The following is a 26,999-nucleotide window of genomic DNA, read 5'->3' as shown; positions in this document are numbered from 1 at the left end:
GCCCGCCGCTCAGGTGGCCGCCCCCGCTTGAGCTGGCAGGTCGACGTGGAACACCGTTCCTTGCCCAGACTGGGAGTGAAAGCCGATGCGGCCGCCCATTGCCTCGACCAGCGCGCGCGAGATTGCGAGCCCCAGGCCAGTACCGCCCCGGCGCCGGGTCGATGATCCATCGACCTGGAAGAACTTCTGGAACAGCTTGTCCTGCTGCTCGGTGGGGATGCCCTCGCCATGATCGACCACGCTGATCCGCCAGAAGCCGCCGTGTGCGTGCAGCGCCAGCTCGACAGATGCTTCCGGCGCGGAAAACTTGACGGCATTCGAGATCAGGTTGGCGAGCACCTGCTGCAGGCGCTCCGTGTCGGCCAATGCCTGCGCCGGCGCAGTGATCTCGCCCAGTCGCAGCACCACCTGCAGCGGCTCCGCGTAGTGCAGATTGAGTACCATGGCCTGCTGCACCTGCTCGGCCAGATCGGTTGGCTCCAACTTCAGCGGCAGCTTGCCGGCCTCGATCTTCTCGATGTCGAGTATGTCATTGACCAGCGACAGCAGCCGCTGGCTGTTGTGGTCGGCGACGTCGAGCAGCGGTTTGGCTGCATCGGGCAGCTGCTGGCCGAACATGCCGCGCAACAGCGACAGGCCGCCACGTATCGCCGTCAGCGGCGTGCGCAGCTCGTGGTTCATGTTGGCGATGAATTCGGCCTTCATCTGTTCGATCTTCAGGCGCTCGCTCAGATCATGCAGCAGCACCACGCACAGCATGCGTTGCGGCAGCGCCACCGGATTGACCAGCGCCTCGACCGGCACCGGGCCGCGTGGCCCGCCATTGGCCGTGAGCGAATGCGCGCGCCGCTCGCCGCTGGTGGCTGCCGCCACCAGTTCGTCGAAGCCCGGCAGCAGCGATTCGAGCGCGCGTCCGGTCAGATCGGGCACGCCAAACAGGGCGACGGCGGCGGGATTGGCCGATTCGACACGGCCCGCCTCGTCGGTGGTCAGCAGCGCGTCGAGCGCATTGTCGAGAATGGTGCGCAGGCGCAGCTCGCTGTCCTCGCGCGCCTGCTCCGAGGCCTGGCGCCGTTGCGCCTCGCGGAAGCCTTCCGCCAGGCTGGCGCAGGTCGCGAGCAGGGGGCGCAGCCAGTCCACCAGTTCGAGCCCGTAACCCTGCGGCCGGTTGGCCAGGCCGATGACGCCGACGATCTGGCCGGCATGGATCAGCGGGATGCCCACGCGATGGTTCAAGGTCGGCAGCGCAGCGGCGCCCCCGGTCGCGTCGCAGGCGAACACGACGCTGCCGCCGGCCAGCGCGCCACAGAACAGGCGGTCGAGCTCGCGCGTGGCCGCATCGCCGGAGAACTGCCGCAAGCGGTCGGCGCAGGTGCCGTCGTCCCACCCCGTATGGCAGATGGCGCGCAGCGTGACAGCCGATGGCCGCCCCTGATCGGGCTCCTGTTCGAGGATGACGCCGAATTCGCTGCCGGTGATGGTGAGCAGGTCGCGCAGCAGCCCATCGAACAGCGGTTGCGGCTGCAGCCTCGAAATATAGGCTGACTGGGCACGGTTGATCGCCTCCAGCAGCTGGTTGGCATGCTCGGCATTGCTCGTCATCGCCCCCAGCTCGCGCGTGCGCTCGGCTACGTCGGCTTCGACGCGCGCCTTCTGTCCCGTCATCAGTAGCATGAAGGCGTTGAGCAGGCTGACCAGGATCAGGCCGCCCGCCAGCCCGTACCAGGCCTGCCAGCTGCGGCTCTCACGCATGAAGTCCTGGGTCGGCTCGATCAACAGCTGCCATTGCCGCCCGGCAAACGAGATGGTGGAGGCGAACTTCAACGTGGAGACGCCACGCGCCGTCTCCGAGCGATACAACGGGGGCAGCGCGGGGTTGCCGGTCAGCTGCAGATAGAGCATGCGGCGGTCCTCATCGAGCTGGGTGGCCGTGGCGATATGCCCGATATCGAGCACGAGGCTCAGCACACCGGCCGGTGGGTTGGCGCCCCCTTGCGACGCGGCCCCGACCGGCAGGAACACCAGCACAGAGGTGTGCCGTTGCTCCCCTTGCACCAGCTGGATGCGCCCGGTGGCGAACGGCTCCCGCAGCCGCATCGCAGCTTCCATGGCGGTACGGCGCACCGGCTCGGAGTGAACGTCGAAGCCCAGCGCAGCCGCGTTGCCCTGCCTGGGCTCGATATAGGTGACCGGGGTGTAATAGGCGCGCGGGGCCACCGCGGCAGGCTTGCCATCCGCCCCTTTCTCCCACACCTGCAGCGGGCGCCCGGCCAGTTGCTGCAGCCGGGGCAGATAGCCCGGCATGCTGTCCGGCGTCACACGCTCCAGCCACGATACCGCCTTGATCGTCGGGTGGCGCGCGATCGAGGGCAGCACGAAGCGGCTGAACTCGTCGACGGTGACCGAGTCCGAGCCGTCGAAGAACTGGCCGGTGGCGCGCAGCACCTCGACCGTCGCATCAAGCTCGTGCTGGAACCTGACATTGAACGAACGCGCCTGCTGGTTGAAGCGCTCGGCGATATTGCGCTGCTCGACTTCGCTGATCTTGAAGAATAGCGCCACGACCAGCACGAAGCCCAGCACCGTCGGCACGAACAGCGACAGCCGGCGCGAGCGCCACAGCCCCTTGGGCTGCCCCCAGGCGGCGAAGATCAGCGGCGTGATCAGCATCACGCCGATGGTATCGCCCACCCACCAGGTCCACCATGAATAGGGAGCATCCGCGCCGGTGACGAAGCCCACGCTGTACAGCGTCGTCACGCCAACGGACGCACCCACGAGACAGCCGATGATGCCGCCATGCAGGAGGAACAGCGCGATCGGGCCGGCACTGCTGAGCGTGGCGGGGAAGCCGACGAAGCGCCGCACCAGCGTCGATGCGAACAGCGCCTGCATGGCCGAGCCGAGCGCGATCATCGCGGCGACGCCGATCGCCGTCGCCGACAGGGCGCCGGCGCTGCGGTAGCCGACCCACAGGTTCATCAGGAACGAGCCGAGCCAGACTGCGGGGGTGTAACGCCGCCCCGCCAGCAACAACGCGGCCAGCGAGAGCCCAGCAGGCGGGAAGATTGCCGTCGCATAACCTGGTGGAATCGCCAATTCGAGCCCGAGCAGGCCCGAGACGGCATAGCCGGCGACAATCGACATGAAGATCAGAAAGGGCAAAGGGGATCACCTGGCATGCATACGTTTTTTATAGGGCACCTCGAGAAACCTGCTGCATGCAAAGCATCCTGCATCGGTTTCCCGTAACGGCCAGGGCTATCCGGCCGATACGCCCCGCCTGCGCGCCCTGCTCAACTCTTGCAGGCTCGGGCGGGTGCCCATGGCCCCATAGCGTACCGAAATCAGGAACCCGCCGGCAACGGCGCCGCCAGGCCCGCTGGGGCTTGCGCCTAGGCAGGCAGCAGGGCCTCGGACAGCGGCAGCGATTCAGTCAGCAGCGCCGAGATGGCATCGATCGACTTGAGCGCGCGGAGCTGGGCAAAGAAGGTGGCGGCCTCGGGGTAGCCGCGCGTCAGCAGCCCCACCCACTGCTTGAGGCGGCCCGGCGCATGCTCCGGCTCGACCTTGGCGACCACCTGTGCGAAGAAATCGGCGACATGGCGCTGCAGGCCCTGCCAGCCCAGCGGCACAGGGGCTTGGCCGGCGAGCCTCGCGCGGATTTGCAGCGCGAGGTCGGGCCTGGCCACCAGGCCGCGCCCCAGCATGATGTCGTCGCAGCCGCTCTCGGTGCGGCATTGCAGGTAGTCGTCGACCGTCCATATCTCGCCGTTGGCAACGACATTGCAGCGGACGGCCTCTTTGATCAGCGCAATCCAGTGCCAATGCGCGGGCGGCTTGTAACCCTCGACCTTGGTGCGGGCATGCACCACGATCTCGGCCGCCCCGCCGGCCTCGAGCGCCTGCGCGCAATCGAGTGCGAGGGATTTGTCCTCGTAGCCCAGGCGCATCTTGGCGGTGACGGGGATCTGTGCGGGTACGGCTCGGCGCACGGTGGCGACGATCTCGTGCAGCAGCTCGGGCTCCTTGAGCAGGACGGCGCCGCCGCGATGGCGGTTGACGCACTTGGCCGGGCAGCCAAAGTTCAGATCGATGACAGGCGCGCCAAGCTGGGCCGCGCGCGCGGCATTCTCGGCCAGGCAGGCGGCATCGGAGCCGAGCAGTTGCACGCGCACCGGCGTACCGGCCCGCGTGCGCGCGCCGTTGTAGAGCTCCGGCGAAACGCGGTGGTAGCTGCGCGGCGGCAATAGCGTATCGGTGACGCGAATGAACTCGGTCACGCACCAATCGACCCCGCCGACACGCGTCAGGGTGTCGCGCATGATGTCGTCGACCAGGCCTTCCATCGGCGCCAAGGCTATCCGCACACGTCTCTCCCTCGCAAAAGTCGCGCATTATACCTACTAGCCTTTTGATAGATAAAGGCTTTTTGCTTGACGAGCAGGCCCGCTGGCCTATTCTGAAGACAGGTAGCAGCCCCTCCATCGCAGAAGGAGACCACACATGGCAACGCATCTACCCGGCCTGGATCAGCACTTTTCCCTGCCCAGGATCACGCATGTCGGCGCGAGCAAACCCGTGCAATGGCTCAGGCACGGCTGGCAGGACTTCATGGCCCATCCGGGGCCGAGCCTTGTCTACGGTGTGATCGTCGCCATCGCCGGCCTGCTGATCGTGGCGATCGCCGCCCCGCGCCCCTATCTGGTCACGGCCGCCGTCTCGGGCTTCATGCTGGTCGCACCGCTGGTCGCCGCCGGCATCTATGAGCTCACGCGGCAGCGCGAAGCCGGCCGCAAGCCAACCTTCCTCGACTCGATCGCCGGGCTCAAGGCCAGCGCGGGCACGCTGGGGCAGTTCGGCGTCATGCTGGCCATCGTCGCCATCCTGTGGGAACGCCTGTCGGCGATTCTGCTGGCACTGCTCTATGGCGGCGAAATGACCTCGGTCGAAGGCTTCGTGCGCCAGATGTTCCTGTCCGGGCAATACAACGGTGTGCTGGCCGCCTGGATGTTCTGCGGCTTCATCCTGGCCAGCTGCGTGTTCGCCTTCACGGCGGTCGGCATGCCGATGGTGGTGGACCGCGACGTGGACATGATCAGCGCGATGATGGCGAGCCTCCGTACGGTAGTCGACAACCTGCCGGCGATGATCGTCTGGGCGGCGCTGATCGTGGCGCTGACGCTAATCGGCTTTGCCACGATGATGATCGGCATGGTGGTGATCATGCCCTTGCTCGGGCACGCCACATGGTGCGCCTACCGCGACCTCGTCGAGCCCTAGCGCGACACGGCAGCCTCACCGATGCGGCCTCGGCGCCTGGCGCCGGGGTCGATCTATTTGCGGGTGCCGCGTGCGAGCCACGGCGGGGGCAGCCCCAGCGCGGCCCAGTGTGCCTCCAGGCGCTGCCAGACGGCGTCCTTCTCCGCCTCGCTCATGGCCACCCAGTTGGCCACCTCGATGAAGGTGCGCCGGCAGCCGACGCATACCTCGTCCCCCAATGCGGTCGAGCACAGGGCCACGCAGGGCGAATCGGGGCGGGAGGCGGCATCAGACATGTAACACTCGGTAAATGGCGGCTATCGGCAGCTGGCATTGTAACGACAAGGCCTCATCCTTGCTGCCGCGGATAGCGTAACCGGCCCGCGACCGCCAGGAAAACCATGGTCATGCGCCCGCGCTGATAAAATAGAAAAAACACGACTACGTTCGATCATGCGCCTCAAGATTCCCCTGCTCCGTTTCGATGCCGCGATGGAGGCCGCCTACCTGAGAGACCGGGCCCGCCAGCGCTCGGACATGTTCCGCGGCGCGATTGCCGCCTCACTGCTGCTCGTGCTGCTGTTCGCTGGCTGGGATTACCAGCTCGCGCCCCAACTGTTCAGCCAGAACCTGGTGTGGCGGCTGTTGCTGGCACTGGGCCCGGCTGCGGTGCTGCTGCTGTCCTATTCGACGCGGCTGCGCCCCCATATGTCCCTCATCGTCTGCGGCGCCACCTGGTATTGCGCGGGCATGCTCACGGTGCTGCTGCAACACCTGCCCAACGGCCACGTGATCGGCATGGCCGGCTACGCCAACTTCTACATGTGGATGCTAACCGGCGTGATCGCGCTGACCTACCGCGGCATGCAGATCACCATGGCGGGCTATGTGCTCATCCCGCTCGCCATGCTGCTGTGGTGGCATGCGCCAGCCGAAGCGATCATCAACTTCACCTGGCAATCGCTGTCGCTCTACGCCTTCGTCAGCTACCTGGCGCTGATACTCGATTACGGCCGGCGCAAGACCTTCGTGCTGCGCCGCCGCCTGGAACAGCTGGCGATGATGGATTCGCTCACCGGTCTCCTCAACCGCCGCGAGTTCCTGCTGCGCTGCCAGCATGAGCTCGAGCGCCATCGGCGCTACCGCCACCCGTTCACCTTTCTGATGCTGGACATCGACTTCTTCAAGCCGATCAACGACCAGTACGGGCACCTGGGCGGCGACGAGGTGTTGCGGCAGATCGCCGACGTGATCCGCGCCGCGATACGCGATGCCGACATCGTCGGGCGCCTGGGTGGCGAAGAGTTCGCCCTGCTGCTGCCCGAGACCCAGCTCGCCGACGGCATTGCCCTGGCCGAGCGACTGCGCGAGGCAGTCGCCCGCCAGCCCATGTCGTCCGGCCTGCATACGCTGAACGTGACCGTCAGCATCGGCGCCGCGAGCTACCGCCCCGGGGACGAACTGAGCCGCCTGCTGCGGACGGCAGACGAAGGGATGTACCTGGCCAAACATAATGGCCGCAACCGCGTGTGCACGGTAGAAACCGCCGACTCGTCGAGCGATCTGTCAGATTGGGCGCAGATGTTCGACCAATCCGCATCGTCCACCCGCAACAAGGAAGCCACACGATGAGCAATCAACTCGCCACCGCCACGCTGGCCGGCGGCTGTTTCTGGTGCCTCCAGACAGTAAACGAACCTAAGTGATTGATCTACAAGGAAAAGATTTTTTGTCAAAGTCAATCATGGAAGTTTTTTGTCAAAAGTCGTTGGTTTCTGAGGCTTCCGATAGGGAAGACTCTGAAATCAATGACTCACAGAGAGTTTGAGAGAGGTAGTCTCTCAAGTAGAAAAGGACTCACAAGGAGTCCTTTTTTATTTAAACTTAAATTGATTTTTCTTCTCTTCTTCAAGCTTTTTGGCATTTTCTTCAAGCTCAATATCATAACGAAGTTGAAGTAATCTGTTGTATAGCTCAAGTCTCTTAAACTGATCATGTTCGCTATTGTATAAAGCTTGAACTTCATGAAGCTGACTGATTAAAGGAGAGTTTCTTAAATCGTTGGCTTTCTGGATTGAAGTTCTGGAGTCAGGTTTTGAACTGGAACTTGTCTCAGACTTGCTATCATGCTTTTGACCTGATTGAAGTTTTTGACTTGTGGTTGAGGTGTGTTCTCTACCTTGTTCTCTTTCTGTGTGCTTGTTCCTGTTCTCTGGTTGAGTAGGTCTGTCAATATGTTGTGGTGTTGAAGTTGAGTCTTTTGGACTTCTTCTATTACTGAACATATCAAGTTGAGTTGACTCTGAAGCTCTAAGACTTCTTTTGTTAGTTGTTCCAATTCCTTCCATTCCATTTTTTACCTTTATTTTTCTAGTTGTATTTTTATTGTAGGGATTTTTTTTCTTTTCGCAATACTTTGACTGAAAGAAAATAGCTCTCTTCTCAACTAAGTCTCTAACAAGCTTTTTAGAAAATTCAAAGTTTCCTTTTTTGTAATCTTTCTTGTCAACTTGTTCAAAACCATATTTGTAATTAGTTGCTCTTGTGAAGTGCTCGAAGAGTAAAAGGTTGGCTTTTGTATTGGGGTGAATGTCTAGAGCCTTTTGGCTTTTTAAGTCAATGCGAGGCGATATAAAATGAAGCTCTATATTCTTTTTGTCTTTGTGTAGAACCCATAAGAAATTGACTCTCCCTTTATCATGGAAGGGAGCGACGGTTGACTCAAAGGATTCAATAATATCTAAAAGTTGTGATTTCTCTAAAGTCTCATTGTCTCTAAAAGCAATAACTCCAGCCGTATATTTATTTTTATTTGTGATTGAGCCTGTGATTTCTTCTGTCAAGAAACGATTGCCTTTGAAAAGCTGAGGCTTAAAACCTTTGTGTTTTTCTTCACTGAATAAATAATCAATGTGAGCTTTACCGTTAGAAGTTCCTTGATTGAAAATTTTCACTATCATGATTAAAGCTCCTTATAAACTCGTACAACTTCTTCGAGTTGTGAGTTGATAAGCTCAAGATACTGAATAATTTCAAGAGGGTCTGTAAGCTCAAATTGATTAATTTTTCTAGAAATTTGATTGAGATTAACTCCGATCTTATTTACTTCATAGAGCATTGACTGAGCTTTTTTCTTGTCCAGTGATTGAGGGTAGATAGTGGAAGCAAGAAGATAATCACTGATTGACTTGAACTCTTTTAGAGTTGCTGTAAGCTTAATAAATTCTTTTTCTTTTCTTGTACAACGAATAATAATTGTCTCGTCTTTAGTTTCTTTTTTCATTTTGGAGTCTCCTTTTTTGTTTTAGCTTTAGCTCCTATTACTATTATATACAATGAAATTGTATATACAATAGCTAACCTCGCCTAAAGTTTTTTAATTTTGGAATTGAAATGACAAAAGGACTCTAGCGAGTCCTTTTTTTGTGTTCCGAGAAGCAAGACGAGCTTGCTTATCTAGATTGATTTTCACTCACTGACGTGGCTTCGTTGCTGGCTTGTTGATCGTTTTCTGTTGAGAGAACTTCAAGAATTATTATGATTTCTGTGTTGTCTTGACTCTGATTGTCATTAGAAAGAAATGGAAGAAAGAAGGGTCTACTTTTGCCAGAAGCTGACTTTTCTTGTTTTAATCCTCCAAGAATTACGGCTTCATTTTTCTTTGTTGTGAAGGTAGATTCAAGCTGTCTCTTTGTAAGAGTGGGAGTTGTGTTGACTCCTGTTGTTGTGTTTTGAACTTCGGAAATTTGTTGGGAAAGTTGGATGTCAATTGATTCCTGTCTTATGGTTGGAGTCAATTTGAATACAAGTCCGGAATCTTTATACTCAACATTTTGAACGGGTGTACCTGAGTTTCCTTGATATGAGACGGAGCCTAAAGTTGGTACAGATTGACCGACAGTTAGAGAAGAGGTCGAACCGTTTTTTATTCGAAGATATGGACTTGAAAGCAACTTGAACCTTGAATCTGTATCAATGTTAGAGAACATGAGACTCAATCCGCTACTTGTGAACTTCAAAACGTTATCTAGAGTTGAAGCTGAATTAAACTGAACATTGAGCTTGCTACTTGCTAAATTCATGATCAAGCCAATTGCTGAACCGTCCTTTTTTGAATAAGAAACTTCATAAATATTAGCTTTAACAAAAAGGTTATTGTCTGGAATGTCTAAAAGGGAAAGATACTTTTTAACCTTCTCAAGCTCTTGAGGGTCTTCACTATGTAGAAGAATTGTGTCAACTCTTGAGTCAATTTGTGCAGCAGCCGAACCAGGTGGAGGGTTGGTGTTTTTGGTCTCCATTGCTGAAGCATTCTGAACAACTGAGGTAGTTCCGAAAGCATTTGGAAAGCTAGAACGAAGCAAATTAATTAAATAATTTGAATCTTTATACTTCGGTCTATAAATATCTAAGACAAGGTTCTTCTTCAATTCTTTTGCTTCTGGAAGCTTGGTAACGAAGTAGACTCCTGACTTGTTTTCAATGGTGTAGCCCAAAGAAGCGATTAAATTCCTTGTGAACTCTGAACTCTGTTTGTTTTTAGTGGAATCAAAACGAAGAGATATGACTCTTGTGTCCTGAGCAATATCAGGAGCAAGGACATAACTGTTTGAATTGATTTCCTGAAAATAAAAAGAGATCAACTGACTCACTGGCATTTCTTGGAAGTTGAATGAGGGAGACTCATTCTTTCCATTCAAAACCATTGGAGGAAGTTGTTTAGGTATATTGTAGGGATTCGTTGCTTCTATCGGAGGGAGTCCCATTGGTAAGGAAGTAGGAAGAGCTATATTTTTATTCTGTGCATGTGCATGACTTAAAGAAAAGGCTATCAATAGAGATAGCCATATTTTTGTGTTTTTCATATTATTTCCCCATAAATGATATAACTCATTTAAAAGGAAATTTTCTTATTGTCAATATTACATGTGATAAATCTTCCGAATCCTGAACAATCTGGATTAAAACGGTATTCTGTTTTTGAGTCTTTATCTTGTGATTTGAAGCCAACAATCAAATTATTATTCTTATAAAATAGAACAGTAATCTTTTTGTCTGTGCTTGCAGGTGTGGAAAGAGGGACGGGAGTTGTTCCTATGGGGGAAGAAGTCCCTCCCTTTGGTGTCCCTTTTTCCTTTGTTGAGTCATGTTCTTTTGAGTGAACCTCTTTCTTGCTTTTGTCAGAGATTGCACCTCCATTAAAAAAGGATATTACTTTAAAAAGCCCTAAAGCCATTAAAAGAAATGCAAAAGCCATTGAGAAAATAAAAGGCTTTGATTTCCAAAAGACTATTCTTCCGTCAACTAGTTCCTCTTGGGCATTTTCTTGTGTGTAAGATTTATAGAGAGGAAAAATCTCGGGGTCGTATTTTTGTGGAAGTGTTCCATGAGAAATCATGTTTGTTTTTCTCAAAGAAGAGCCTTGATAGATAGTCAGATTAAATCTATCTGAGGTCAACATTTTTGGCTTATTGGTGTAAAAGGTCATTTCAACAAGCTTCTTCAATTGCCTATCTATGGTTGAAATGTCCTGAGTAATAATGACTAGATCGCTTGTATGGCCTTTTGAGTTAACGAAGTGCCTCATGTATCTAAAAAAATTTATGTGATTCTTGGGAAAGCTAAAGCCTGAGTCCCAATATTGCCAAGCCTCGTCAACAATAATGAGATCGCCAGGCTGGCAGATTCCAGGAAGTACAACCTTCTCAAGTTCATTTGTCTCAGTGTTTAATCTCTCAACTTCAGACGGAAAAAAGCCGTCTTTCTGAGGATCGTCTTCATTGAAAAAATGAATTGTTCCGAAGTTTTTTGGATCATATTCGGGGTCATGCTTGAGAATATATTCTTTGATATTTTCCTCATTCAAGCCTGAGATATTTGTCTTTATGTTGTAGCCAGCTTTATATTTGGGAACAACAACAGACTTGACGGCTTGATAAGTTTTCCCATGACCCATTAATCCAGTATAAGCAAAGATAGCCATTACATTCCCCTCATAAATTTAATTATCCATCTTAGGGTGAATGCTGAGAGGATCATTGGAAAACCAATATCAAAAGCAAATAAATCAAGTCCCCACCAGACAGAAGGAGAAAGAGATTGAAGTGCTGTTGATATTGAGCTTCCGTCTGGAAATATTCCCGCATTGGAAAGATAAGAGATAGCTTCAGAAGCCAAAACAAAAAGAGCGGTAAAGAAGACGAATTTAATTACGATAGTCCTTAACAACCATCCTAAAATAGCATTCAATCCTGAAATAATAATAGCAACAAATGACATGTTATCTCCTTACATTAAAAATATAAACACAACCATAATTGTGAAGAAGATAACCATGAAGGATCTAATTTCTGATCGCTTTTGTTGTGCTAATTCACAGTGATAAGTAAAGTCCCCTCCGAATTCTTGCCCCATGAAAGTGAAGTGAAGACTCCAAGGAGGACATTCAATTGAATGACCTGGGACAGTGAACTTTCTTAAGCTAGGCATGAGATTCAAGAACGGATCAAGAATCATGGCTATGGTTGGAGGTGTGAGGTCTGGAGGGCTGTAGCTAGGACCTGCTGGGATGGTTGTTCCTGAACCTCCGTTATTAGGGTCAGGATTGGGGTTAGGGTCGGGATTTGGGTCAGGATTAGGGTCAGGGTTGGGGTCTGAGCCACCACCTGTACCACCTCCTGTACTGCCTCCTGTGTTTCCTCCTGTGTTAGTGCCACCACTGACGGCAGTTCCTGAGAACATTTGAACGGGTGTCATTGGCTCAAGGACATTCCCCATTTCAGGAGAAGGATTATTGTTCAAGACTTTTTGAGCATAAACATAATCGTCATTAGTTAATTGACCGTAAGGACTAGGGCTGGCTTTTCCTTGAGAAATCGCGTCGTTATCAATTGCATTAGCAATAGCTACGACTGTTCTAGGATCAAGTTTTGATTGTGCTTCTTCGTCTGTAGCATTATCTAACTCATTGGTAGTTGCGACATTTGAAGTCCAAGTACCAAAAGAACTTCCAAAATATGACTCTTGAGGAATGTAAGGAATAGAGGCATAACTACAACTAGCTCCAGAAACTATGACAGCCATAGGATCACACTGAAGAGGACTTTTATTTGTTGGAAGTGCATAAAGCTGACTTCCTGTGAAGTTGATTGAGCTTCCATTCCTTAAAAATATTCCGTCGCAACTCATTAAGCCTGTTGTTGCATTTGGTGTGGTACAAGTTAGGTTTGTGAGTTGAGCTTGATACATTTGATCGTATCTAACAGCAAAGGCTAACTCTGGAGAAGAGAAAGAAACAACGGGGTTAGTTGGTGTATAAGTTGAATTCTCAAAAGTGTAGAGTTGATCGCCTATCAATAATTTCTTAGATTTAAATGTAGAAAGAGATTGAGGAATTTTGTCGTACTTAAGTTTATTTACAAGGGTAGGACCATAAACTCCGTTTGTATTCCATGTAAGCCAAAGAAGACCTCCACCCAAGACAGCATACTGAGAAGTTCTTGAAGTAATAGCTCTGATGACTTCTGAAAGAGATATGACGGGATTTCCTGATTCAATGACTTCCTTTGAAGCTGAGTCATATAAATTTCTAACAGTCTTACTGACTTCGGTTGATATTGCGGGATTTTGAACAAATTCTGTAGCTGTTGGAGTAGGGGGATAAAGTTCGTCCATAGTGGCTTTATCAAACATTTTTTGAAGTAATGCATCCCTTGCATCCTTCTCGGCTTGTGTTGTTGCTGGTGCTGTGTTTCGTAAAACTTGAGAAGCTTTAAGAACAGCGATTTGTTTTATCAACATATTTCCTATCTGAGAGGTTCCAGCAACGGCCTTAGATAGCTGACTGAAATTAGGTAGAGCCATAGCTTGCTGAATATTTGAAGAAAGCAAGGAAAAGATTAATAATGAAGGGAGGACTTTTTTTGTGTTTTTCATTAGAACCCCCTTTTGAAGCTCTCAATGACTATATAAGAGCAAAGTAAAGCCCAGTTAAAAAAAGCGAAGTCGTATAAGTTCTGTATAGTTATAAACATGATTGATCCCCATAAGTGTTCTAATTAAATTAATGAATAAAAAGCATTTGTCAATAAAAAAGCCCCTTTCGGGGCTTCTTTATTTTTTGGGGAATTAACCTCTTGTGAAACGTCTGATGAAGCCCAAGATACTTCCGATATTGTTTTTAACTAAAATCCAGCCAGCAACAACACCAGCTAAACCTAAAACAACAGCAATGATTGCAGTGAAGTTAACAGCACTGGTTAAAGTAGAGTAGTCAGGGTCTGTACCTTCTGCGAATGCTGGAAGAGTAGTAGCTAAGACCATAGCTCCACCGATTACTTGATTTTTATAGTCGTTTAATTTATTTAACAATTTCATTTCTTTTCTCCTTTATTTAAAAATTATTGTTATTTAGTTGGTTAAGCCAACAAGTCTATCTTTAAGGATCATTTAGCATGAGCCTTAATAAATTCCAAGATTGAGCCGATAGCTCTTGTGAATAGAAAAAATCCAACCGTTGAGATAAATACAACTGAGAACAAGGCAGAGGATTGTTGTATATCCCAAGGTTTGGATATTATTTCTATTTGTGTTTCTGATTCGGTGTTCAAAACATAAGCCTCTTGAACAACTGGAGTGAAATCATTTCCACATATTGAACCAGTTGAACCAGTGGAAGACTGGCAGACGATTATTTTTTGAACTGAGCCGATAGTCATGTCAGTTCCTTAAGAAAATTTGACTTCTTTTAAGAACTTAGCTGAATGAACTGTGAACTTCAATTGAGCTTTCTGATTCAAGACTTGCTTGATTATTGGCTCAAGCTCACATTCAAAGACGGCTGGAAGAGGGCTTTTCTTAAAAAGATCAAGAGTCTCGTTCTTGACTGAAGTTGTGTGGGAAACCATGTCGTCGCCCATGAATGTGATTGTTGAGCCTTTTATTTCTTCTCCAGAAACGGAGTTCTTAAAAGCATAGTCTTGAAGTTTTAATACTGTGATAGTAGATTTTAATTTCATAATTTTCCCCATATAAGTTAGTTGATTGCTGATTCTTTGACCAGACTCTAACTAAATTAATAAAAGAAAATTGATTGTCAATAGATCGGGGAAAAATAATTGAAAATAATTTAGACGAAAAAAAAGAGCCCGAAGGCTCTTGATTTTTAGTTTTATTCTTTTAATATTAGTTTTACCAGAACAAAAATTAAATAGAATAAAGGCTATTGTTATGAATAATTATAAAGAAGAAAAATCAAAAATCAAGAGTTTAAGAGAATATTTATTGAATAAATTCTCATGGACTGTCAAAGAATCAGAGTTCAAGCTTGCCGAAGTAAAAAAGACTTTCAAGAACAAGGCTGAGGAACATTTATCAAAAAGAATTAACGAAGCAAAGCTTTCATTCATTCCAGTGGATTTGAAAGACGAAGTTCTTTGGTATGTTAAAAATCAGTTCAAGGGAGATTTAACAAGCTATTTAATGTCTGTAGATTTGTACTTCAAGACATTCAATCTAGAAAACTTGAGCAAATGCAATATAAAAGAAAGTGAGATTTACGAACAAGCTTCAACAAAGGGAAGGCAAAAATTAAACAGAGAGAGAAAACATAATTTATTTCACGCCTCTGTTTTATTGAAATTAACAGGAAAGAAAAAAGCTAAATACACATGTAATACTATTTTTAATGAATTCAAACAAGCTAAGAAAAAAGAATTTGAGTTCATTAAGAATAGTAAGGTCGTCAGTGCTGACAAGAAAGTTTTGTCTCTTGCTGACTGTGTGAAGACTTCAGAGCAATCAGTTGCGGAGAAGTTGAACTTGTTGAATGTTCAAGAGAGACTTGCTGAGGAAAAGGGGTGGACATGGTGCTTCATAACTTTGACCTTACCTGGTGAGTATCACCCTAATCCATTGAAGGGAAAGAACACATACAACGGAGTAAGTCCAAGAGAGTCCGCGAAGCTTCTGAATGAAAATATCAAGAGAGTTCGTTCATTGCTTGCCAAAAGAGGGATCAAAGCTGGCCGTGATTATCATGGGTGTTCCAGTGCTGAAGCTCATAAAGACGGTGTTCTTCATAAACACATGCTTTTTTTCTGTTCTCCTGAGCTTGTAGAACAGTTAAGAGAAGCTTTTCAATTTACCTTCAACAATATGAATGAAGGAAGCTTCAGAGTGAACAACGGACAAGCAAAAGCTTCTTCTTATGTCTTCAAGTATGTAATGAAGAGTATTACAAGCTTTGATAATTCCATTGACCTTGAAAAAGTATCCAAAGAAGACAAAAACGCAATCTTAAATAATGCCTTTAGAAGCTACAATTTTATTAGAGGGTTCTCATTCTTCGGAATTGAGAACTGTCTTACAAAGTTCAGATTCATAGCGAGAAATCTAAAGGACATGAATCTTCCTGAGCAAGTGGCTATTCTTGTGAAAGAAAACAATCTTTTTGAGTTGCTTGTTCAAGGAATTTTTGACATGTTTGAAAATGTGTATGCTGTAAATGAAGACGGATTGAGAATATTTTCAGGCTGTAAATTCAAAGGGAAATTATTTATGAAGAAATTCTTTTCTCTTGTTAGAAATGCTCTTGAGGTAAAAGAAGAGAGAAAAGATATTTATTCAAAAGTCGCTTTGAAGAGAAAAGAAGAGATATGTTCTTTGTTAGGTTTGGTTATACTTAATCATAATTATTCAAGGAAAGACCGCGAAGCGGCCTTTCTAGAAGAACAAAGCTATTTTGATTGGTTGTTTGAACGAATGCCGTTGAATTTTTCAAGATAAATCCTAAAAAGTAAAATAATTTAAGATAAATAAAAGGAATTAGTCAATCACAAAAAAACGGAGGGCTGTCCGTCCATGGGGCGGGCAGTCCTTCCTTTTTTTGTGATTGACATTCCTTAAGAATTTGATTTAATTAATTATGACTTAAAAGGATAGATCATGAAAACAATAGAATTTGACATTATGGATTGCTCTTTTATATCTTTGGGAGAGTGGAGATTTCTCTCATTTAGATATGCGGAACTGAGCAATATAGAATACGGCTACAAGATAAACAGAAAAGGACAAAGAATCTACTTTATAAAAGATAGATTCCTTGAGAGTCTAAAAAATCAAGGAATATTATAAGGAGAAATTATGGAAGTAGACTATTCAATTTTAACCTTGCCTGTGTCATTCAATGGAGTTATATTGGTGGTATTGACATTGGCTGGAGTTATAGCGGGTTATTATGTGATAATGAATAATATAAACACTATAATTTTATTCTTGGGAGATAGAGGAATTGGGTCAAATTCAGTTGCTTATCTGAATGCGGATTCGGATAGAGAATATGAAAGGGAAGAAAGAAGAAGAGCTAATAGGGGGTAAATCATGGAAGCTTTATTTATATTTGTATGCATGTTGTCATTGTTTTTGGGAATCTATCTTATCGTAAAAGGGTTCAAAGAGATATGGGACAGGTAATAAAAAAGGGACTCAATTGAGTCCCTTTGTTTTGAGTGGTGTTGATTACTTGGAGTACAAGCCTTCAACAAACTTTTTACCGTCTTCTCCTTTGGCATAAGACAAAGCTTTCTCTTTGGTAAGATTAGAGATAACAACAGACTTAGAAGCCCATTTTCCTTTAGTACCTTTAATCTTGGTGTGTGTCTTTCCTGCTTCGTCAGTCCATTCAAAAATGATTTCGTTGGACGGTGCGGGCTTTTTGAACTTCAAATATTCAGAAAAAGTAAGACCAGACTTTGCGATAAAGTCATCAATTTCCTTAACCTTGGAAGCCTTTTCATTCTCTGCCTCTTCCTGTGCAGACTTTGCAAGCATTTGAGAGAACTTGATTTTCTGAAGTGCTGTAGCCTTGCCAGTAGAAACAAGCTCCATCAGTTCTTGAAAAGTAGGTTCTTTGTTTTCGGTAACTTGTTCCGAGACTTGTTCAACTTCAGCAGTCTTCTTGACGGTGGCTTCTTTGGTCATGATTTACCCTCTTGGGTGGTTAAGGTGTAGACATCATAGCAGTACAAAGAAAGACGTCAACGGATTTTTATTCTTGAATATCTCTTTGTAGTTTGCTTGTTGTTGTGTCCTATTGACTTCATTACTTCTTGTTGTGAAGTGAGTTGAGTGGGTGGGAGTTGATTTATATGATTCTTCTCAAGAGTCCTCACATTATCAATCCCAAGAAGTTCAGAAATGAGGATTGAAAAATCAGCTCCATTCGTGCCAGTAGCTTGACCCAAATTAAAGACAAGATTTGAAATAGCTTCTCGTCTAAAGAAGTGGAATCTAAAGCCTTTTTTTCTAAGTCCCAGATTTTCAATCAACTTATCAAAAGAACCTGAGAAGCCTAGAACTGTGTATGAAAAAAGCCTATCTCCATTAGTGCGAGGAATTTTTTCAAGGATTTCTTTCGCTTCCTTGAGAATGTAGACTTTTCGGGGGTGTCCTGACTTTGTTTGATAAAGCTGTATATAATTTTCCTCAAGGTGAACTTGTTCCCATTTCAGAGGAACAATCTCACTTCTACGAAAACCGCAATAATAAGAAAGTAAGCTGATTGCCTCAAGCTCCCAATTTGGATATTTGGAGAGGGCTTCAAAGAGTGTTTCTTTGTCTTCGTTGGAGAGGCGATAAGAATTTTTTGAAGCTGTGTCTCTATTAACTAGAAGTTCTTTATCATGTTCAGGAACGGGATTCGGAATCCCTTTGAACTTTGTATCGTAATTTTTTAATTGATCAAAAAGCTTCTTAATAAAAGTTAACTCTCTTGAGACTGAGATTTTTTTAACATACTTCAACCGTTCTTTAATATAAGCATTGATTTCAATGTAAGAGACTTCTTGAGGCTTAAACTCTCCGAAAGGTCGTTTCGAATCTGAACTCTCAAGAGCTTTATTTGCCATTAGTGAAAGCAAACCTCCAGCATTCAGAAGAGGGGATACAACTGAATCCTTAGTGTCTGGAATCTTGGTGTTCTGAATTGTATTGAAGAAGGATTTTATTGTAGAAATATTCCTTCGTTGTGTTTGGGTGTCTTTAGGACGAGTCTCAACCTTTTCCTCAATATATTTTTTAATATAAAAAGAAAGTGGAGGGGAAGAGATAAAGTCGGAAATCTTCTTTCGTTCTTCCTCTTGGTGTTTTTCAAGAGTAGTCAAAAGATAGGTTCCAGCTTTTGACTTGAAGTCGTTGAGACAGTCAATAGCTTCTTGAAGAGTGTCAAAAAGCTGATCAATCTTGACTGGCTGACCGTCAACTTTCTTCTGAACACGAACCCGATACTTGTTCTGTTTTTCTTTGGATTTGGTTGTATTCTTCCATTTAACAGAGGTGATCCCCCGTGGGAGTGCTGACATAGTGGCTCCAGTTTTTGGAAAATCTTTGGCAAAAGTCTATGTCAAAAGACCATTTTTGGCAAGTGTTTGAGAAGCAACCTGGGAGCAAAATCTATGGAAAATCAACAGGTTAAGAAGCTTGAGACGATAACTTTAGGTGGAGGCTGCTTCTGGTGCCTGGAAGCCGTCTTCGAAAACCTGCGCGGCGTGCAGGCCGTGGTCTCGGGCTATATCGGCGGACATCAGGACAAGCCTGACTACGAGGCCGTCTGCTCGGGCAAGAGCGGCCATGCCGAGGCGGTGCAGATCCGTTTCGACCCCGCCGAGATCGGCTACGATGACCTGCTGGACGTGTTCTTCACGATACACGACCCGACCACGCTGAACCGGCAGGGCAACGACGTCGGCACGCAGTACCGCTCGGCCATCTTCCACCACGACGAGGCGCAGCTCGACGCGGCCCGCACCAAAATCGCGGCGCTGCAGCACGCCGGGCTATGGTTCCAGCCCATCGTCACGCAACTCGAACGCGCCGTCACCTTCTACCCGGCCGAGCAATATCACCAGCACTACTTCGAGAACCACCCCGGCCAGCCCTATTGCCAGCTCGTGGTCGCGCCCAAGGTCGCCAAGGCGCGCGCCAGCTTCGCCGCCCGCCTCAAGCGCTGAGCCCTGGCCAGACAACCTCTGGCCAGGGCGTCCGGGGCTGCCTCAGGCGGTGGCCTCGGAGGTTTCGCGACGGGTCGCCGGGTTGGCAACGTTCAGAAAGGAGGGGGTGGTCGCGGCCTGCTTGATCATGTCCGCCGCCTTCTCGCCGATCATGATGGCCGGCGCGTTGGTGTTGCCGCCGATCAGCGTGGGCATGATCGAGGCATCGACCACGCGCAGCCCCTCGATACCATGCACGCGCAGCTCGGCATCGACCACGGCCATCGGATCGTTACCCATCTTGCAGGTGCCGACCGGGTGGTAGATGCCATCGCCACGGCTGCGGATGATGTCGCGTATCTCATCATCGCTGCGCAGATGCTTGGTGACCTGCTCCTCGCCGCGTACCGGCGCCAGCGCCGGCGCCTCCATCACCTTGCGCGTGATCTTGAAGGCCTTGACCATCGCATCGAGGTCGGACTCGTCGCGGTAGTAGCCCATGTCGATCAGCGGGTTGGCGTATGGATCGCGGCTCGCCAGTGTCACCTCGCCGCGGCTCTTGGGGCGCAGGATGCACACATGGCAGCTGTAGCCATAGCCGAAGCGCACCTTGCGCGCGTGGTCCTCCACCATGCCGATGACGAAATGCCATTGCAGGTCGGGGATCGCCAGGTGCGGGTCGCTCTTGATGAAGCCGCCGGCCTCGGCGAAATTGCTGGTGAACATGCCGGTGCGCTCCTTCTGGTAGCGCCGCCACTCGCGCATCGCGTGCATCACGCCGCTGGGCGTGATGCCGAGCACATCCTTGCTCGGCGACTTGTAGAGCATGATGTAGTCGGGATGTTCCTGCAGGTTCTGGCCGACGCCTGGCAGATCGTGCACGACCGGAATGCCCAGCCCGGACAGATGCTCGGCGCGGCCAATGCCGGACAGCATCAGCAATTGCGGCGAGCCGAAAGCGCCGCCCGAGAGCACCACCTCGCGGCTCGCCTTGGCGACCGAGACACGGCCGCCACGCCGGTATTCGACGCCGACCGCGCGCTTGCCCTCGAAGATCACCCGCGTCGCATGGGCATCGGTAATGATGTTGAGGTTCGGGCGGTTGCGGATCGGCCGCAGATAGGCCTGCGCCGCGCTGCAGCGTTCGCCGCCGACCTGGGTGACCTGATACGGCCCCACGCCTTCCTGGCTCGCGCCGTTGAAATCGGGGGTATAGGCATAGCCGGACTGCTTGGCGGCCTCGATGAACAGGCCGCCGACCGGGCTCGGCGAGCGCAGGTCGGTCACGTTCAACGGCCCGCCGGTGGCGTGCCAGGCGTCGGCGCCGCGCTCGTTATGCTCGGCTTTCAGGAAATAAGGCAGGACTTCGTCGTAAGACCAGCCAGGGTTACCCAGCGAGGCCCAATGGTCGTAATCCCAGCGGTGGCCGCGGATATAGATCATCGCGTTGATGCAGCTCGAGCCGCCCAGCACCTTGCCGCGCGGCTGATAGCCGCGCCGCCCCTTGAGCCCGGGCTGCGGCACCGATTCGTAGGCCCAGTTGAACAGCTTGCGTGGCACGGTGGCCAGAGCGCCAACCGGCACATGCACCAGCGGGCTGGTGTCGTCCGGCCCGGCTTCGAGCAGGCATACCCGCACTGCCGGGTCTTCCGACAGGCGCGCCGCCACGACACAACCGGCCGAGCCACCACCCACGACTACATAATCGTACATCGTCCGTCTCCTCTATTGTCTGGACACCCCGGCCGGGCTCGCAGGCCCGCCCAGGCATGGTATTGCGGCGCGTTCCGGCGCGCTCTTGTCAGCACCATGATAGCCCCATCCCGGCGGCAAAAACCACAAGATGTTTGACAGTTTTACGATCGGACTATTTATCCCATAAGACGGATATATTGATAAGGAAATAGGCCATGCCAAGCGCATGCAGATGCCGCCTTGAGCCAGGCGCAAAAGCCGGCGAAAGCCGCGGAATGAGATATGCTTGCGCCGTGGAAATCTACTACACCGATCACTTCGTGCTGCCGCTGCCGGCGGGTCATCGCTTCCCGATGCGCAAGTATTCGCTGTTGCGCGAGCAGGTCGTCGGCTTTGCCACAAACCGCCTGCATGTCCCGGATGCCGCCAGTAAGCGTGAGCTTGGCCTGGCCCATTGCGAGGACTACGTCAGGCGCGTGCAGCAGGGCCTGCTGAGCACGAAGGAGATACGCGAAATCGGTTTTCCGTGGTCGGCACAGATGGTCGAGCGCTCGCGCCGCTCCGCCGGCGCGACCATCGGCGCCTGCCGCTCGGCGCTGCTGCATGGCTGCGGCATCAATCTGGCCGGCGGCACGCACCACGCCTACGCCGAGCGTGGCAGCGGCTACTGCGTGTTCAACGACTCGGCCATCGCCCTGCGCGTGATGCAGCAGGAGGGCCTGATCCGGCGCGGGCTGGTGATCGATCTCGACGTGCATCAGGGCAACGGCACCGCCGCCATCCTGCGTCACGACCCGGCCCACTTCACCTTCTCGATGCATGGCGGCAAGAATTTCCCGTTCCGCAAGGAAGCGAGCGATCTCGACATCGAGCTGGCGGACGACACCGGCGACACCGAATACCTGGACTGTCTGGCGCACGCCCTGCCGGGCGTCTTCGCGGCGGCCCGGCCCGATCTGGTGATCTACCTGGCTGGCGCCGACCCGCTCGCCGCCGACCGCCTGGGCCGGCTCGCGCTGTCCCTGGCCGGCCTCGCCGCCCGCGATGCCATGGTGTTCGATGCCTGCCAGCGATATGGCGTGCCGCTTGCCATCACCATGGGCGGCGGCTATGCCGAGCCAATCGACGCCACGGTAGCGGTACATGCACAAACGGTGCGGGCGGCGGTCACGCGCCATGCACGCTGAGCGCCCCTCGCCTTCTCAAGCCGGGCTTGTTATTGATTAAGTATCGAGAGCTGGCCTGGAGCGGAAAGCCAACGCAACAGAGGGATGACGCCAGCACCAGCATTTCATGACCGTGCCCCGGCGCAAGCACTGGCGGCCAGCCTGCAAGCCAATAGCGGCGGGCCTTGCAGCCCAGTGCCCGTCAGCCGGCCAGGGCCACCCGTGGCGCCCCTTCGCTGAGCGAACCCACCACCGCTGCATGGCCGAAACCGTGCTGGCGGAACAAAGCCAGCACCTGCTCCGCCGCCTCGGGGGCGCAGGCCACCAGCAGGCCACCGCTGGTTTGCGGATCGAGCGTCAGGCGCTGCTGCCACTCGGTCACGTCGGCTGCGACATCGACATCGTGGCCATAGCTGGCCCAGTTGCGCTCGATGGCGCCGGGGCCGTAGCCTGCCTGGGCCCAGGGCAGCGCCTGCGGCAACACCGGCAGGGCCTGGGCGCGCAAGGTGGCGCCGAGCCGTGAGCCACGGCAGATTTCCAGCGTGTGGCCGAGCAGGCCAAAGCCGGTGACATCGGTGATCGCGTGCACGGCCGGCAGCTCGGCCAGATCAGCGCCGACGCGGTTCAACTGCGTGGTGGTGGCGATCATTTCGGCGTAGCCGGCATCCGACAGCTCGCCCTTCTTCAGCGCCGCTGAGAGGATGCCGACGCCGAGCCCCTTGCCGAGAATCAGCACGTCGCCAGCTTGGGCCGCGCTGTTGCGCCGCACCTTGTCCGGGTGCACCAGGCCGAGCGCCACCAGGCCGTAGATCGGCTCGGGCGAGTCGATCGAATGGCCACCGGCGATCGGGATGCCCGCCTCGCGGCACACGGCAGCGCCGCCGGCGAGGATGTCCTGCATTGTCGCCACCGGCAGCTTGTTGATCGGCATGCCGACGATCGCCAGCGCGAGGATGGGCTTGCCGCCCATCGCGTAGACATCGGAAATGGCGTTGGTGGCGGCGATGCGGCCGAAGTCGAAGGCATCGTCGACGATCGGCATGAAAAAGTCGGTCGTCGCGACGATCGCCTGCTCATCGTTGAGGCGATACACCGCCGCGTCGTCACTGGTTTCGGTGCCCACCAGCAAGTCCGGGAACAAGGCAGTGGCGCCCGATTTGGCCAGCAGTTCGCTCAGCAGCCCCGGGGCAATTTTGCAGCCGCAGCCGCCACCGTGCGAAAATTGCGTCAACCTGACTTTTTCCAAACCACCTTGGCCGCTCACGTGAGTTCTCCCGGCAAAAATCCACTCGGCGCGACGCTAGCACAGCTCGATCAGTTTGACGAGATCATCGACGTGCGCACCCCGGCGGAGTTTGCCGAGGACCACATCCCCGGCGCGATCAACTGCCCGGTACTGGATGACGACGAGCGCATCCGCGTCGGCACGCTGTACAAGCAGGTGTCGCCGTTCGAGGCCAACAAGGTGGGCGCCGCGCTGGTGGCGCGCAATATCGCCCGTCACATCGAGACGCTGTTTCACGCCAGGCCAAAAAACTGGAAACCGCTGATCTACTGCTGGCGCGGCGGCAAGCGCAGCGGTGCGATGACCATCATCTTCAGCCAGATCGGCTGGCAGGCGCGGCAGCTCGAAGGCGGCTACAAGACCTATCGGCACATGGTGAACGCCGAGCTCGACAGCCTGCCGCAACGGCTCCGCTACCTCACCGTCTGCGGCCCCACCGGCAGCGGCAAGAGCGCGCTATTGCAGGCGCTGCATGCCGCCGGCGGGCAGGTGCTCGATCTGGAGCAGCTGGCGCGGCACAAGGGCTCGGTGCTGGGCCAGTTGCCGGATGCGCAGCAGCCATCGCAGAAGATGTTCGAAAGCCAGTTGCTGCTGCAACTGCTCGATTTCGACCCGGCCCGGCTGGTCTATGTCGAGTCGGAAAGCAGCAAGGTGGGCAGCCTGCGCGTGCCGCGGCCGCTGATCGACAGCATCCGCGCCGCGCCCTGCATCGTGATCGACGCACCGCTGGCGGCACGGGTGGATTTCCTGCTGCGCGACTATGCCTACCTGCTGACGCAGCCCGACTGGCTGCTCGACCGCCTGCAACGGCTGACCGAGCTGCACGGCCGGCAGACCATCGAGCGCTGGTGCGGGCTCGTGGAGCGCCAGGCCTGGCCCGAGCTGGTAGGCGCGCTGCTGCAGGAGCACTACGACCCGGCCTATATCAAGTCGATGAAGCACCATTTCGCGCGGCTCGAATCGGCCCAGGTGATCAAGCTGCCGCAGATCGACACGGCACAGCTGGCCGACAGCGCCAGGCAACTGCTGGCGCGGTAGCACCGTGCGCCGGGCACCCTGTCACGGTTGATGTGCCAGGCGGAACAGATGACGCGCCTGCGCACGGCCGAGATAGCTCGCATAGGTCCGCTCGACCCAGCCTTCCCGCACCAGTGCTTTCAGCCACTTGTTGAGCCGCTCGACATCAGCTGGCGCCACCTCGCCATGTTTCAGATAGAGCCCGATCGAGGCCGGCTCTTCCTCCGGTATGCCCGTCACCACCGTCCCGCCATCGAGCACGCCGTCGTTCATCAGCTTGACGTGGATGGTGAATGGAAACAGGGCGCCCTGGATACGGCCGCCATTCAGCTTCGCAGCCAGGTTCTGGAAATCGGGCGAATACTGCAGCCGGCCCGCGTCGGCCAGCGATTCGATCAGCGCCCCGGCGTGACGGCCATAGTAGATGCCGCGCACCACGCCGAGCTGCAGCCCGCTACGCTCGGCGAAGGCCGCCAGCGACGTGATGCCGCTGTACGCGGCCGGCGTCGCCAGGTCGGTCTCGGTATAGGCGTAAGGCAGGAATGCCCCGATCAGGTCCCGCTCGGGCGTGCGCTGCACCGAGGTGATGATATCCAACGTGCCGGCGGCAAATTCCTGCATGACGCGGGCACGCGGGCGAAAGCTGAGTACGAGCCGGCAGCCGCTTCGCCGCATCAGCTCGTGCACCAGCTCGGGTGCGATGCCGCGCAGGGTTTTGCCGTCATAGAAGGCCGAATAGCCGAGATCCGACACCCCCACGACATAAGTGCGCTGACAGGCAGCCTGCGAGACGCCCATGCACATGGCCGTCATCCAGAGCAGGCAGGCAGATACCAGGTACGGAGCAGGCAAGTGACTCATGCTTACCAATGTAGACGAGGTCGGTAGCGGCCACCAGACGGCCCCTTCCTGGCAGCGGCAATTCAGCCGGGGGTCGCCGGTTTTTGAAGCCGCCGAAAAATTCTTTCAACATCGCTGAACTTTTCCGACGGGCGCCCGGTCTACTTCACCAGATACCGGGGCGGTCCCCTCCTCGTTTACTCCTCGTTGCCGCCCCGGTTGTCCTTTTTCAAGCCTCGCCCTCGCCTGCCGCAATCACCTTTTCCCTGGTTCGTTCCGCGTACTTGAGCCATTTGCGCTGTTTCCAGCGCCGGTACATCAACAGCCCGCGCAGCCACTCATCGAGCGTCATCGCCACCCACACCCCCGGCAGGCCGAAGCCGAAATGCGAGCCGAGCAGCCACGAGCCGAAGGCCAGCACGCTCCACATCGATACCGCGCCGATCATCACCGGATAGCGCGCATCGCCGGTGGCACGCAGCGCATTGATCACCACCAGATTGAATACCCGCCCGGGCTCCAGCACCAGGCCGATGCGCATCAGCAGCGCGCCAGTGGCGATGATCACCGGGTCGTCGGTAAACAGCGCGAGCAGCCACGGGGCGGCAAATGCCACGCCTGCGACCACGACCAGCGCCACGCCGAAACCGGTGCGCAAGCTGCGCAGCGCCTGCCGGTAGGCGTCGTCGAAGCGCCCCGCGCCGACCAGATGGCCGACCATGATCTCGGTCGCGAGCCCGATGGCGACACTCGCCAGCACCACGATCATCACCAGCTGCATGGTGTAGGACTGCGTCGCCAGCGCCTGCCCGCCCATGCGCGCGGTGAACGCCGTGACCACCATGAAGGCCAGATACCAGCTGATCTGCTCGCCCGCCGCCGGCAGGCCGATGTGCAGGATGCGCGCAAGGCGCTCGCGCGACAGGTTGAAGAAATCGCGCGCGGTGAGCCTGAGGCGGGTGCGGTATTCGAGGATCAGCCAGAGCGCGAGGCAGGCCAGCAGCCGGCTGACCACCGTCGACAGCGCCACGCCGACCACGCCCATCCTGGGAAAGCCGAACAGCCCGAACAGCAGCACCACATTGCCGGCGAGGTTGACCAGGTTCTGCCCTATCGTCACCAGCATCGGGTCGCGCGTGTGGCCGTGGGCGCGCAGCACCGACGATATGGCGAGGTTCATCGCCTCGAGGAACAGCGTGCCGCCCATCAGCGTCAGAAAGGGCACGGCGTAGGCCAGCAGGCTGTCGTTGAGCTGCATCAGCCGCAGCAGGGGCTCGGCACAGGCATACACCAGCAGGCTGAGCGCCAGGCCCAGCCAGGTGTTGACGCCGATGGCGGTGACCGCGATATGGTCGGCGCCTTCGCGGTCACGGGCGCCGAGGTGATGGGTGACGACGACGCTGGTGCCGATGCCGACGAAGCCGAACAGGATGATGCTCATGGCGATGATCTGGTTCGCCGTGCCGAGCGCCGCGACGGCGTTGTCGGAGATGTGGCTGACCATGAAGGTGTCGACCATGCCGACGGTCAGGTGCAGCGCCTGCTCGACGAAGATGGGCCAGGCCAGGGAGAGAAGACTGCGGCGGGTGCGCGAATCGGACATGGCGGCGGGGCGTGACGACAACGCCCTGCATTCTGCGCCCGCCCGGCCATGTAGGGAATGTGTAGTCGCCGCGGGCCCAATGCCGGGGGGGGGGGGGGGGGGGGGGGGGGGGGGGGGGGGGGGGGGGGGGGGGGGGGGGGGGGGGG

At 53.3% G+C, this 26,999-nt stretch carries 25 protein-coding genes; 7 read left to right on the top strand and 18 right to left on the bottom strand.

The window, feature by feature from the left end:
- Nucleotides 1-9: 9 nt before the first annotated feature.
- Together ABWL39_RS20045 and ABWL39_RS20040 are read right to left on the bottom strand one after the other, a co-directional pair.
- On the bottom strand, nucleotides 10-3,165 hold the full coding sequence (locus ABWL39_RS20045) for an ATP-binding protein (protein WP_367795757.1): 3,156 nt from the start codon (nucleotides 3,163-3,165) through the stop codon (nucleotides 10-12).
- A gap of 230 nt (nucleotides 3,166-3,395) precedes the next feature.
- On the bottom strand, nucleotides 3,396-4,370 hold the full coding sequence (locus ABWL39_RS20040; RefSeq protein ID WP_367795754.1) for a tRNA dihydrouridine synthase: 975 nt from the start codon (nucleotides 4,368-4,370) through the stop codon (nucleotides 3,396-3,398).
- A gap of 136 nt (nucleotides 4,371-4,506) precedes the next feature.
- On the opposite strand from ABWL39_RS20040, the gene ABWL39_RS20035 reads away from it, so the two are divergent.
- The gene (locus ABWL39_RS20035; RefSeq protein WP_367795751.1) at nucleotides 4,507-5,283 is read left to right on the top strand and encodes a DUF2189 domain-containing protein; all 777 of its coding nucleotides are present in this window, start codon (nucleotides 4,507-4,509) and stop codon (nucleotides 5,281-5,283) included.
- A 53-nt stretch (nucleotides 5,284-5,336) separates the two neighbouring features.
- On the opposite strand, the gene ABWL39_RS20030 is transcribed toward ABWL39_RS20035, so the two are convergent.
- Nucleotides 5,337-5,558 (bottom strand): DUF1289 domain-containing protein, encoded by a 222-nt coding sequence (locus ABWL39_RS20030; RefSeq protein WP_367795748.1) that lies wholly within the window; start codon nucleotides 5,556-5,558, stop codon nucleotides 5,337-5,339.
- Nucleotides 5,559-5,715: 157 nt separating this feature from the next.
- Here ABWL39_RS20030 and ABWL39_RS20025 point away from each other — a divergent pair, with 157 nt between their 5' ends.
- Nucleotides 5,716-6,894: a diguanylate cyclase gene (locus tag ABWL39_RS20025; RefSeq protein WP_367795745.1), complete on the top strand. Its 1,179-nt coding sequence runs from the start codon at nucleotides 5,716-5,718 to the stop codon at nucleotides 6,892-6,894.
- Nucleotides 6,895-7,136: 242 nt separating this feature from the next.
- Here ABWL39_RS20025 and ABWL39_RS20020 read toward each other — a convergent pair whose 3' ends face one another.
- The 9 genes from ABWL39_RS20020 to ABWL39_RS19980 all read right to left on the bottom strand — a co-directional run bounded on the left by ABWL39_RS20020 (nucleotide 7,137) and on the right by ABWL39_RS19980 (nucleotide 14,279).
- A complete protein-coding gene (locus ABWL39_RS20020) occupies nucleotides 7,137-8,222 on the bottom strand; it encodes a relaxase/mobilization nuclease domain-containing protein (protein WP_367795742.1) in 1,086 nt (361 codons plus the stop codon).
- A 2-nt stretch (nucleotides 8,223-8,224) separates the two neighbouring features.
- Nucleotides 8,225-8,545, bottom strand: coding sequence for a plasmid mobilization relaxosome protein MobC (mobC, locus tag ABWL39_RS20015; protein WP_367795739.1), 321 nt, complete (start codon nucleotides 8,543-8,545; stop codon nucleotides 8,225-8,227).
- 169 nt (nucleotides 8,546-8,714) lie between these two features.
- Complete coding sequence (locus tag ABWL39_RS20010) at nucleotides 8,715-10,127, bottom strand: type II secretion system protein GspD (protein WP_367795736.1); 1,413 nt, start codon at nucleotides 10,125-10,127, stop codon at nucleotides 8,715-8,717.
- 29 nt (nucleotides 10,128-10,156) lie between these two features.
- Nucleotides 10,157-11,245 (bottom strand): zonular occludens toxin domain-containing protein, encoded by a 1,089-nt coding sequence (locus ABWL39_RS20005; RefSeq protein ID WP_367795733.1) that lies wholly within the window; start codon nucleotides 11,243-11,245, stop codon nucleotides 10,157-10,159.
- On the bottom strand, nucleotides 11,245-11,541 hold the full coding sequence (locus ABWL39_RS20000) for a DUF2523 family protein (RefSeq protein WP_367795730.1): 297 nt from the start codon (nucleotides 11,539-11,541) through the stop codon (nucleotides 11,245-11,247). Before ABWL39_RS20000 ends, ABWL39_RS20005 begins: the two co-directional genes overlap by 1 nt.
- A gap of 9 nt (nucleotides 11,542-11,550) precedes the next feature.
- The gene (locus ABWL39_RS19995; protein ID WP_367795727.1) at nucleotides 11,551-13,197 is read right to left on the bottom strand and encodes a hypothetical protein; all 1,647 of its coding nucleotides are present in this window, start codon (nucleotides 13,195-13,197) and stop codon (nucleotides 11,551-11,553) included.
- Between the two features lie 192 nt (nucleotides 13,198-13,389).
- Complete coding sequence (locus tag ABWL39_RS19990) at nucleotides 13,390-13,638, bottom strand: hypothetical protein (protein WP_367795724.1); 249 nt, start codon at nucleotides 13,636-13,638, stop codon at nucleotides 13,390-13,392.
- Nucleotides 13,639-13,706: 68 nt separating this feature from the next.
- A complete protein-coding gene (locus ABWL39_RS19985; protein WP_367795721.1) occupies nucleotides 13,707-13,979 on the bottom strand; it encodes a hypothetical protein in 273 nt (90 codons plus the stop codon).
- A 9-nt stretch (nucleotides 13,980-13,988) separates the two neighbouring features.
- Nucleotides 13,989-14,279, bottom strand: a complete 291-nt coding sequence (locus tag ABWL39_RS19980; RefSeq protein ID WP_367795718.1) for a hypothetical protein — start codon at nucleotides 14,277-14,279, stop codon at nucleotides 13,989-13,991.
- Nucleotides 14,280-14,490: 211 nt separating this feature from the next.
- On the opposite strand from ABWL39_RS19980, the gene ABWL39_RS19975 reads away from it, so the two are divergent.
- Both ABWL39_RS19975 and ABWL39_RS19970 read left to right on the top strand, forming a co-directional pair.
- Nucleotides 14,491-16,047 (top strand): replication endonuclease, encoded by a 1,557-nt coding sequence (locus ABWL39_RS19975; RefSeq protein ID WP_367795715.1) that lies wholly within the window; start codon nucleotides 14,491-14,493, stop codon nucleotides 16,045-16,047.
- A 357-nt stretch (nucleotides 16,048-16,404) separates the two neighbouring features.
- Nucleotides 16,405-16,638 carry a hypothetical protein gene (locus ABWL39_RS19970; protein ID WP_367795712.1) on the top strand — a complete coding sequence of 78 codons (234 nt, stop codon included), beginning with the start codon at nucleotides 16,405-16,407 and terminating at the stop codon, nucleotides 16,636-16,638.
- A gap of 141 nt (nucleotides 16,639-16,779) precedes the next feature.
- Here ABWL39_RS19970 and ABWL39_RS19965 read toward each other — a convergent pair whose 3' ends face one another.
- Complete coding sequence (locus ABWL39_RS19965; protein ID WP_367795709.1) at nucleotides 16,780-17,241, bottom strand: hypothetical protein; 462 nt, start codon at nucleotides 17,239-17,241, stop codon at nucleotides 16,780-16,782.
- Nucleotides 17,242-17,297: 56 nt separating this feature from the next.
- Complete coding sequence (locus ABWL39_RS19960) at nucleotides 17,298-18,620, bottom strand: site-specific integrase (protein ID WP_367795706.1); 1,323 nt, start codon at nucleotides 18,618-18,620, stop codon at nucleotides 17,298-17,300.
- A gap of 93 nt (nucleotides 18,621-18,713) precedes the next feature.
- Between ABWL39_RS19960 and msrA the strand changes: the two genes are divergently transcribed.
- On the top strand, nucleotides 18,714-19,268 hold the full coding sequence (gene msrA / locus ABWL39_RS19955; RefSeq protein ID WP_367795703.1) for a peptide-methionine (S)-S-oxide reductase MsrA: 555 nt from the start codon (nucleotides 18,714-18,716) through the stop codon (nucleotides 19,266-19,268).
- A gap of 42 nt (nucleotides 19,269-19,310) precedes the next feature.
- Here the strand turns inward: msrA and ABWL39_RS19950 are convergent, their stop codons facing one another.
- On the bottom strand, nucleotides 19,311-20,960 hold the full coding sequence (locus tag ABWL39_RS19950; RefSeq protein ID WP_367795701.1) for a GMC family oxidoreductase: 1,650 nt from the start codon (nucleotides 20,958-20,960) through the stop codon (nucleotides 19,311-19,313).
- 275 nt (nucleotides 20,961-21,235) lie between these two features.
- Here ABWL39_RS19950 and ABWL39_RS19945 point away from each other — a divergent pair, with 275 nt between their 5' ends.
- A complete protein-coding gene (locus ABWL39_RS19945; protein WP_367795698.1) occupies nucleotides 21,236-22,129 on the top strand; it encodes a histone deacetylase in 894 nt (297 codons plus the stop codon).
- Between the two features lie 181 nt (nucleotides 22,130-22,310).
- On the opposite strand, the gene selD is transcribed toward ABWL39_RS19945, so the two are convergent.
- The gene (gene selD / locus ABWL39_RS19940; protein WP_367795695.1) at nucleotides 22,311-23,372 is read right to left on the bottom strand and encodes a selenide, water dikinase SelD; all 1,062 of its coding nucleotides are present in this window, start codon (nucleotides 23,370-23,372) and stop codon (nucleotides 22,311-22,313) included.
- Between selD and mnmH the strand changes: the two genes are divergently transcribed.
- Nucleotides 23,373-24,431, top strand: coding sequence for a tRNA 2-selenouridine(34) synthase MnmH (gene mnmH, locus ABWL39_RS19935; RefSeq protein WP_367795692.1), 1,059 nt, complete (start codon nucleotides 23,373-23,375; stop codon nucleotides 24,429-24,431).
- 21 nt (nucleotides 24,432-24,452) lie between these two features.
- Here the strand turns inward: mnmH and ABWL39_RS19930 are convergent, their stop codons facing one another.
- Both ABWL39_RS19930 and ABWL39_RS19925 read right to left on the bottom strand, forming a co-directional pair.
- On the bottom strand, nucleotides 24,453-25,262 hold the full coding sequence (locus ABWL39_RS19930; RefSeq protein WP_367795689.1) for a substrate-binding periplasmic protein: 810 nt from the start codon (nucleotides 25,260-25,262) through the stop codon (nucleotides 24,453-24,455).
- A 217-nt stretch (nucleotides 25,263-25,479) separates the two neighbouring features.
- Nucleotides 25,480-26,853 (bottom strand): MATE family efflux transporter, encoded by a 1,374-nt coding sequence (locus ABWL39_RS19925; protein WP_367795686.1) that lies wholly within the window; start codon nucleotides 26,851-26,853, stop codon nucleotides 25,480-25,482.
- Nucleotides 26,854-26,999 lie beyond the last annotated feature (146 nt).

It is taken from the genome of Chitinivorax sp. PXF-14, assembly GCF_040812015.1.
Classification (GTDB): Bacteria; Pseudomonadota; Gammaproteobacteria; order Burkholderiales; family SCOH01; genus JBFNXJ01.
The sequence above is the reverse complement of the archived record's forward strand: the minus strand, read 5'-3'. Positions and strand labels throughout refer to the sequence as shown.

Coding starts and splice junctions, on each gene's coding strand:
- ABWL39_RS20020 (WP_367795742.1), bottom strand. CDS start 8,222: ATGATAGTGAAAATTTTCAATCAAGGAACTTCTAACGGTAAAGCTCAC.
- ABWL39_RS19990 (WP_367795724.1), bottom strand. CDS start 13,638: ATGAAATTGTTAAATAAATTAAACGACTATAAAAATCAAGTAATCGGT.
- ABWL39_RS20035 (WP_367795751.1), top strand. CDS start 4,507: ATGGCAACGCATCTACCCGGCCTGGATCAGCACTTTTCCCTGCCCAGG.
- ABWL39_RS20010 (WP_367795736.1), bottom strand. CDS start 10,127: ATGAAAAACACAAAAATATGGCTATCTCTATTGATAGCCTTTTCTTTA.
- ABWL39_RS20030 (WP_367795748.1), bottom strand. CDS start 5,558: ATGTCTGATGCCGCCTCCCGCCCCGATTCGCCCTGCGTGGCCCTGTGC.
- ABWL39_RS19965 (WP_367795709.1), bottom strand. CDS start 17,241: ATGACCAAAGAAGCCACCGTCAAGAAGACTGCTGAAGTTGAACAAGTC.
- ABWL39_RS19995 (WP_367795727.1), bottom strand. CDS start 13,197: ATGAAAAACACAAAAAAAGTCCTCCCTTCATTATTAATCTTTTCCTTG.
- ABWL39_RS20000 (WP_367795730.1), bottom strand. CDS start 11,541: ATGTCATTTGTTGCTATTATTATTTCAGGATTGAATGCTATTTTAGGA.
- ABWL39_RS19925 (WP_367795686.1), bottom strand. CDS start 26,853: ATGTCCGATTCGCGCACCCGCCGCAGTCTTCTCTCCCTGGCCTGGCCC.
- ABWL39_RS19960 (WP_367795706.1), bottom strand. CDS start 18,620: ATGTCAGCACTCCCACGGGGGATCACCTCTGTTAAATGGAAGAATACA.
- mobC (WP_367795739.1), bottom strand. CDS start 8,545: ATGAAAAAAGAAACTAAAGACGAGACAATTATTATTCGTTGTACAAGA.
- ABWL39_RS19950 (WP_367795701.1), bottom strand. CDS start 20,960: ATGTACGATTATGTAGTCGTGGGTGGTGGCTCGGCCGGTTGTGTCGTG.
- ABWL39_RS20005 (WP_367795733.1), bottom strand. CDS start 11,245: ATGGCTATCTTTGCTTATACTGGATTAATGGGTCATGGGAAAACTTAT.
- ABWL39_RS19975 (WP_367795715.1), top strand. CDS start 14,491: ATGAATAATTATAAAGAAGAAAAATCAAAAATCAAGAGTTTAAGAGAA.
- ABWL39_RS19985 (WP_367795721.1), bottom strand. CDS start 13,979: ATGACTATCGGCTCAGTTCAAAAAATAATCGTCTGCCAGTCTTCCACT.
- msrA (WP_367795703.1), top strand. CDS start 18,714: ATGGAAAATCAACAGGTTAAGAAGCTTGAGACGATAACTTTAGGTGGA.
- ABWL39_RS19970 (WP_367795712.1), top strand. CDS start 16,405: ATGGAAGTAGACTATTCAATTTTAACCTTGCCTGTGTCATTCAATGGA.
- ABWL39_RS20025 (WP_367795745.1), top strand. CDS start 5,716: ATGCGCCTCAAGATTCCCCTGCTCCGTTTCGATGCCGCGATGGAGGCC.
- ABWL39_RS19980 (WP_367795718.1), bottom strand. CDS start 14,279: ATGAAATTAAAATCTACTATCACAGTATTAAAACTTCAAGACTATGCT.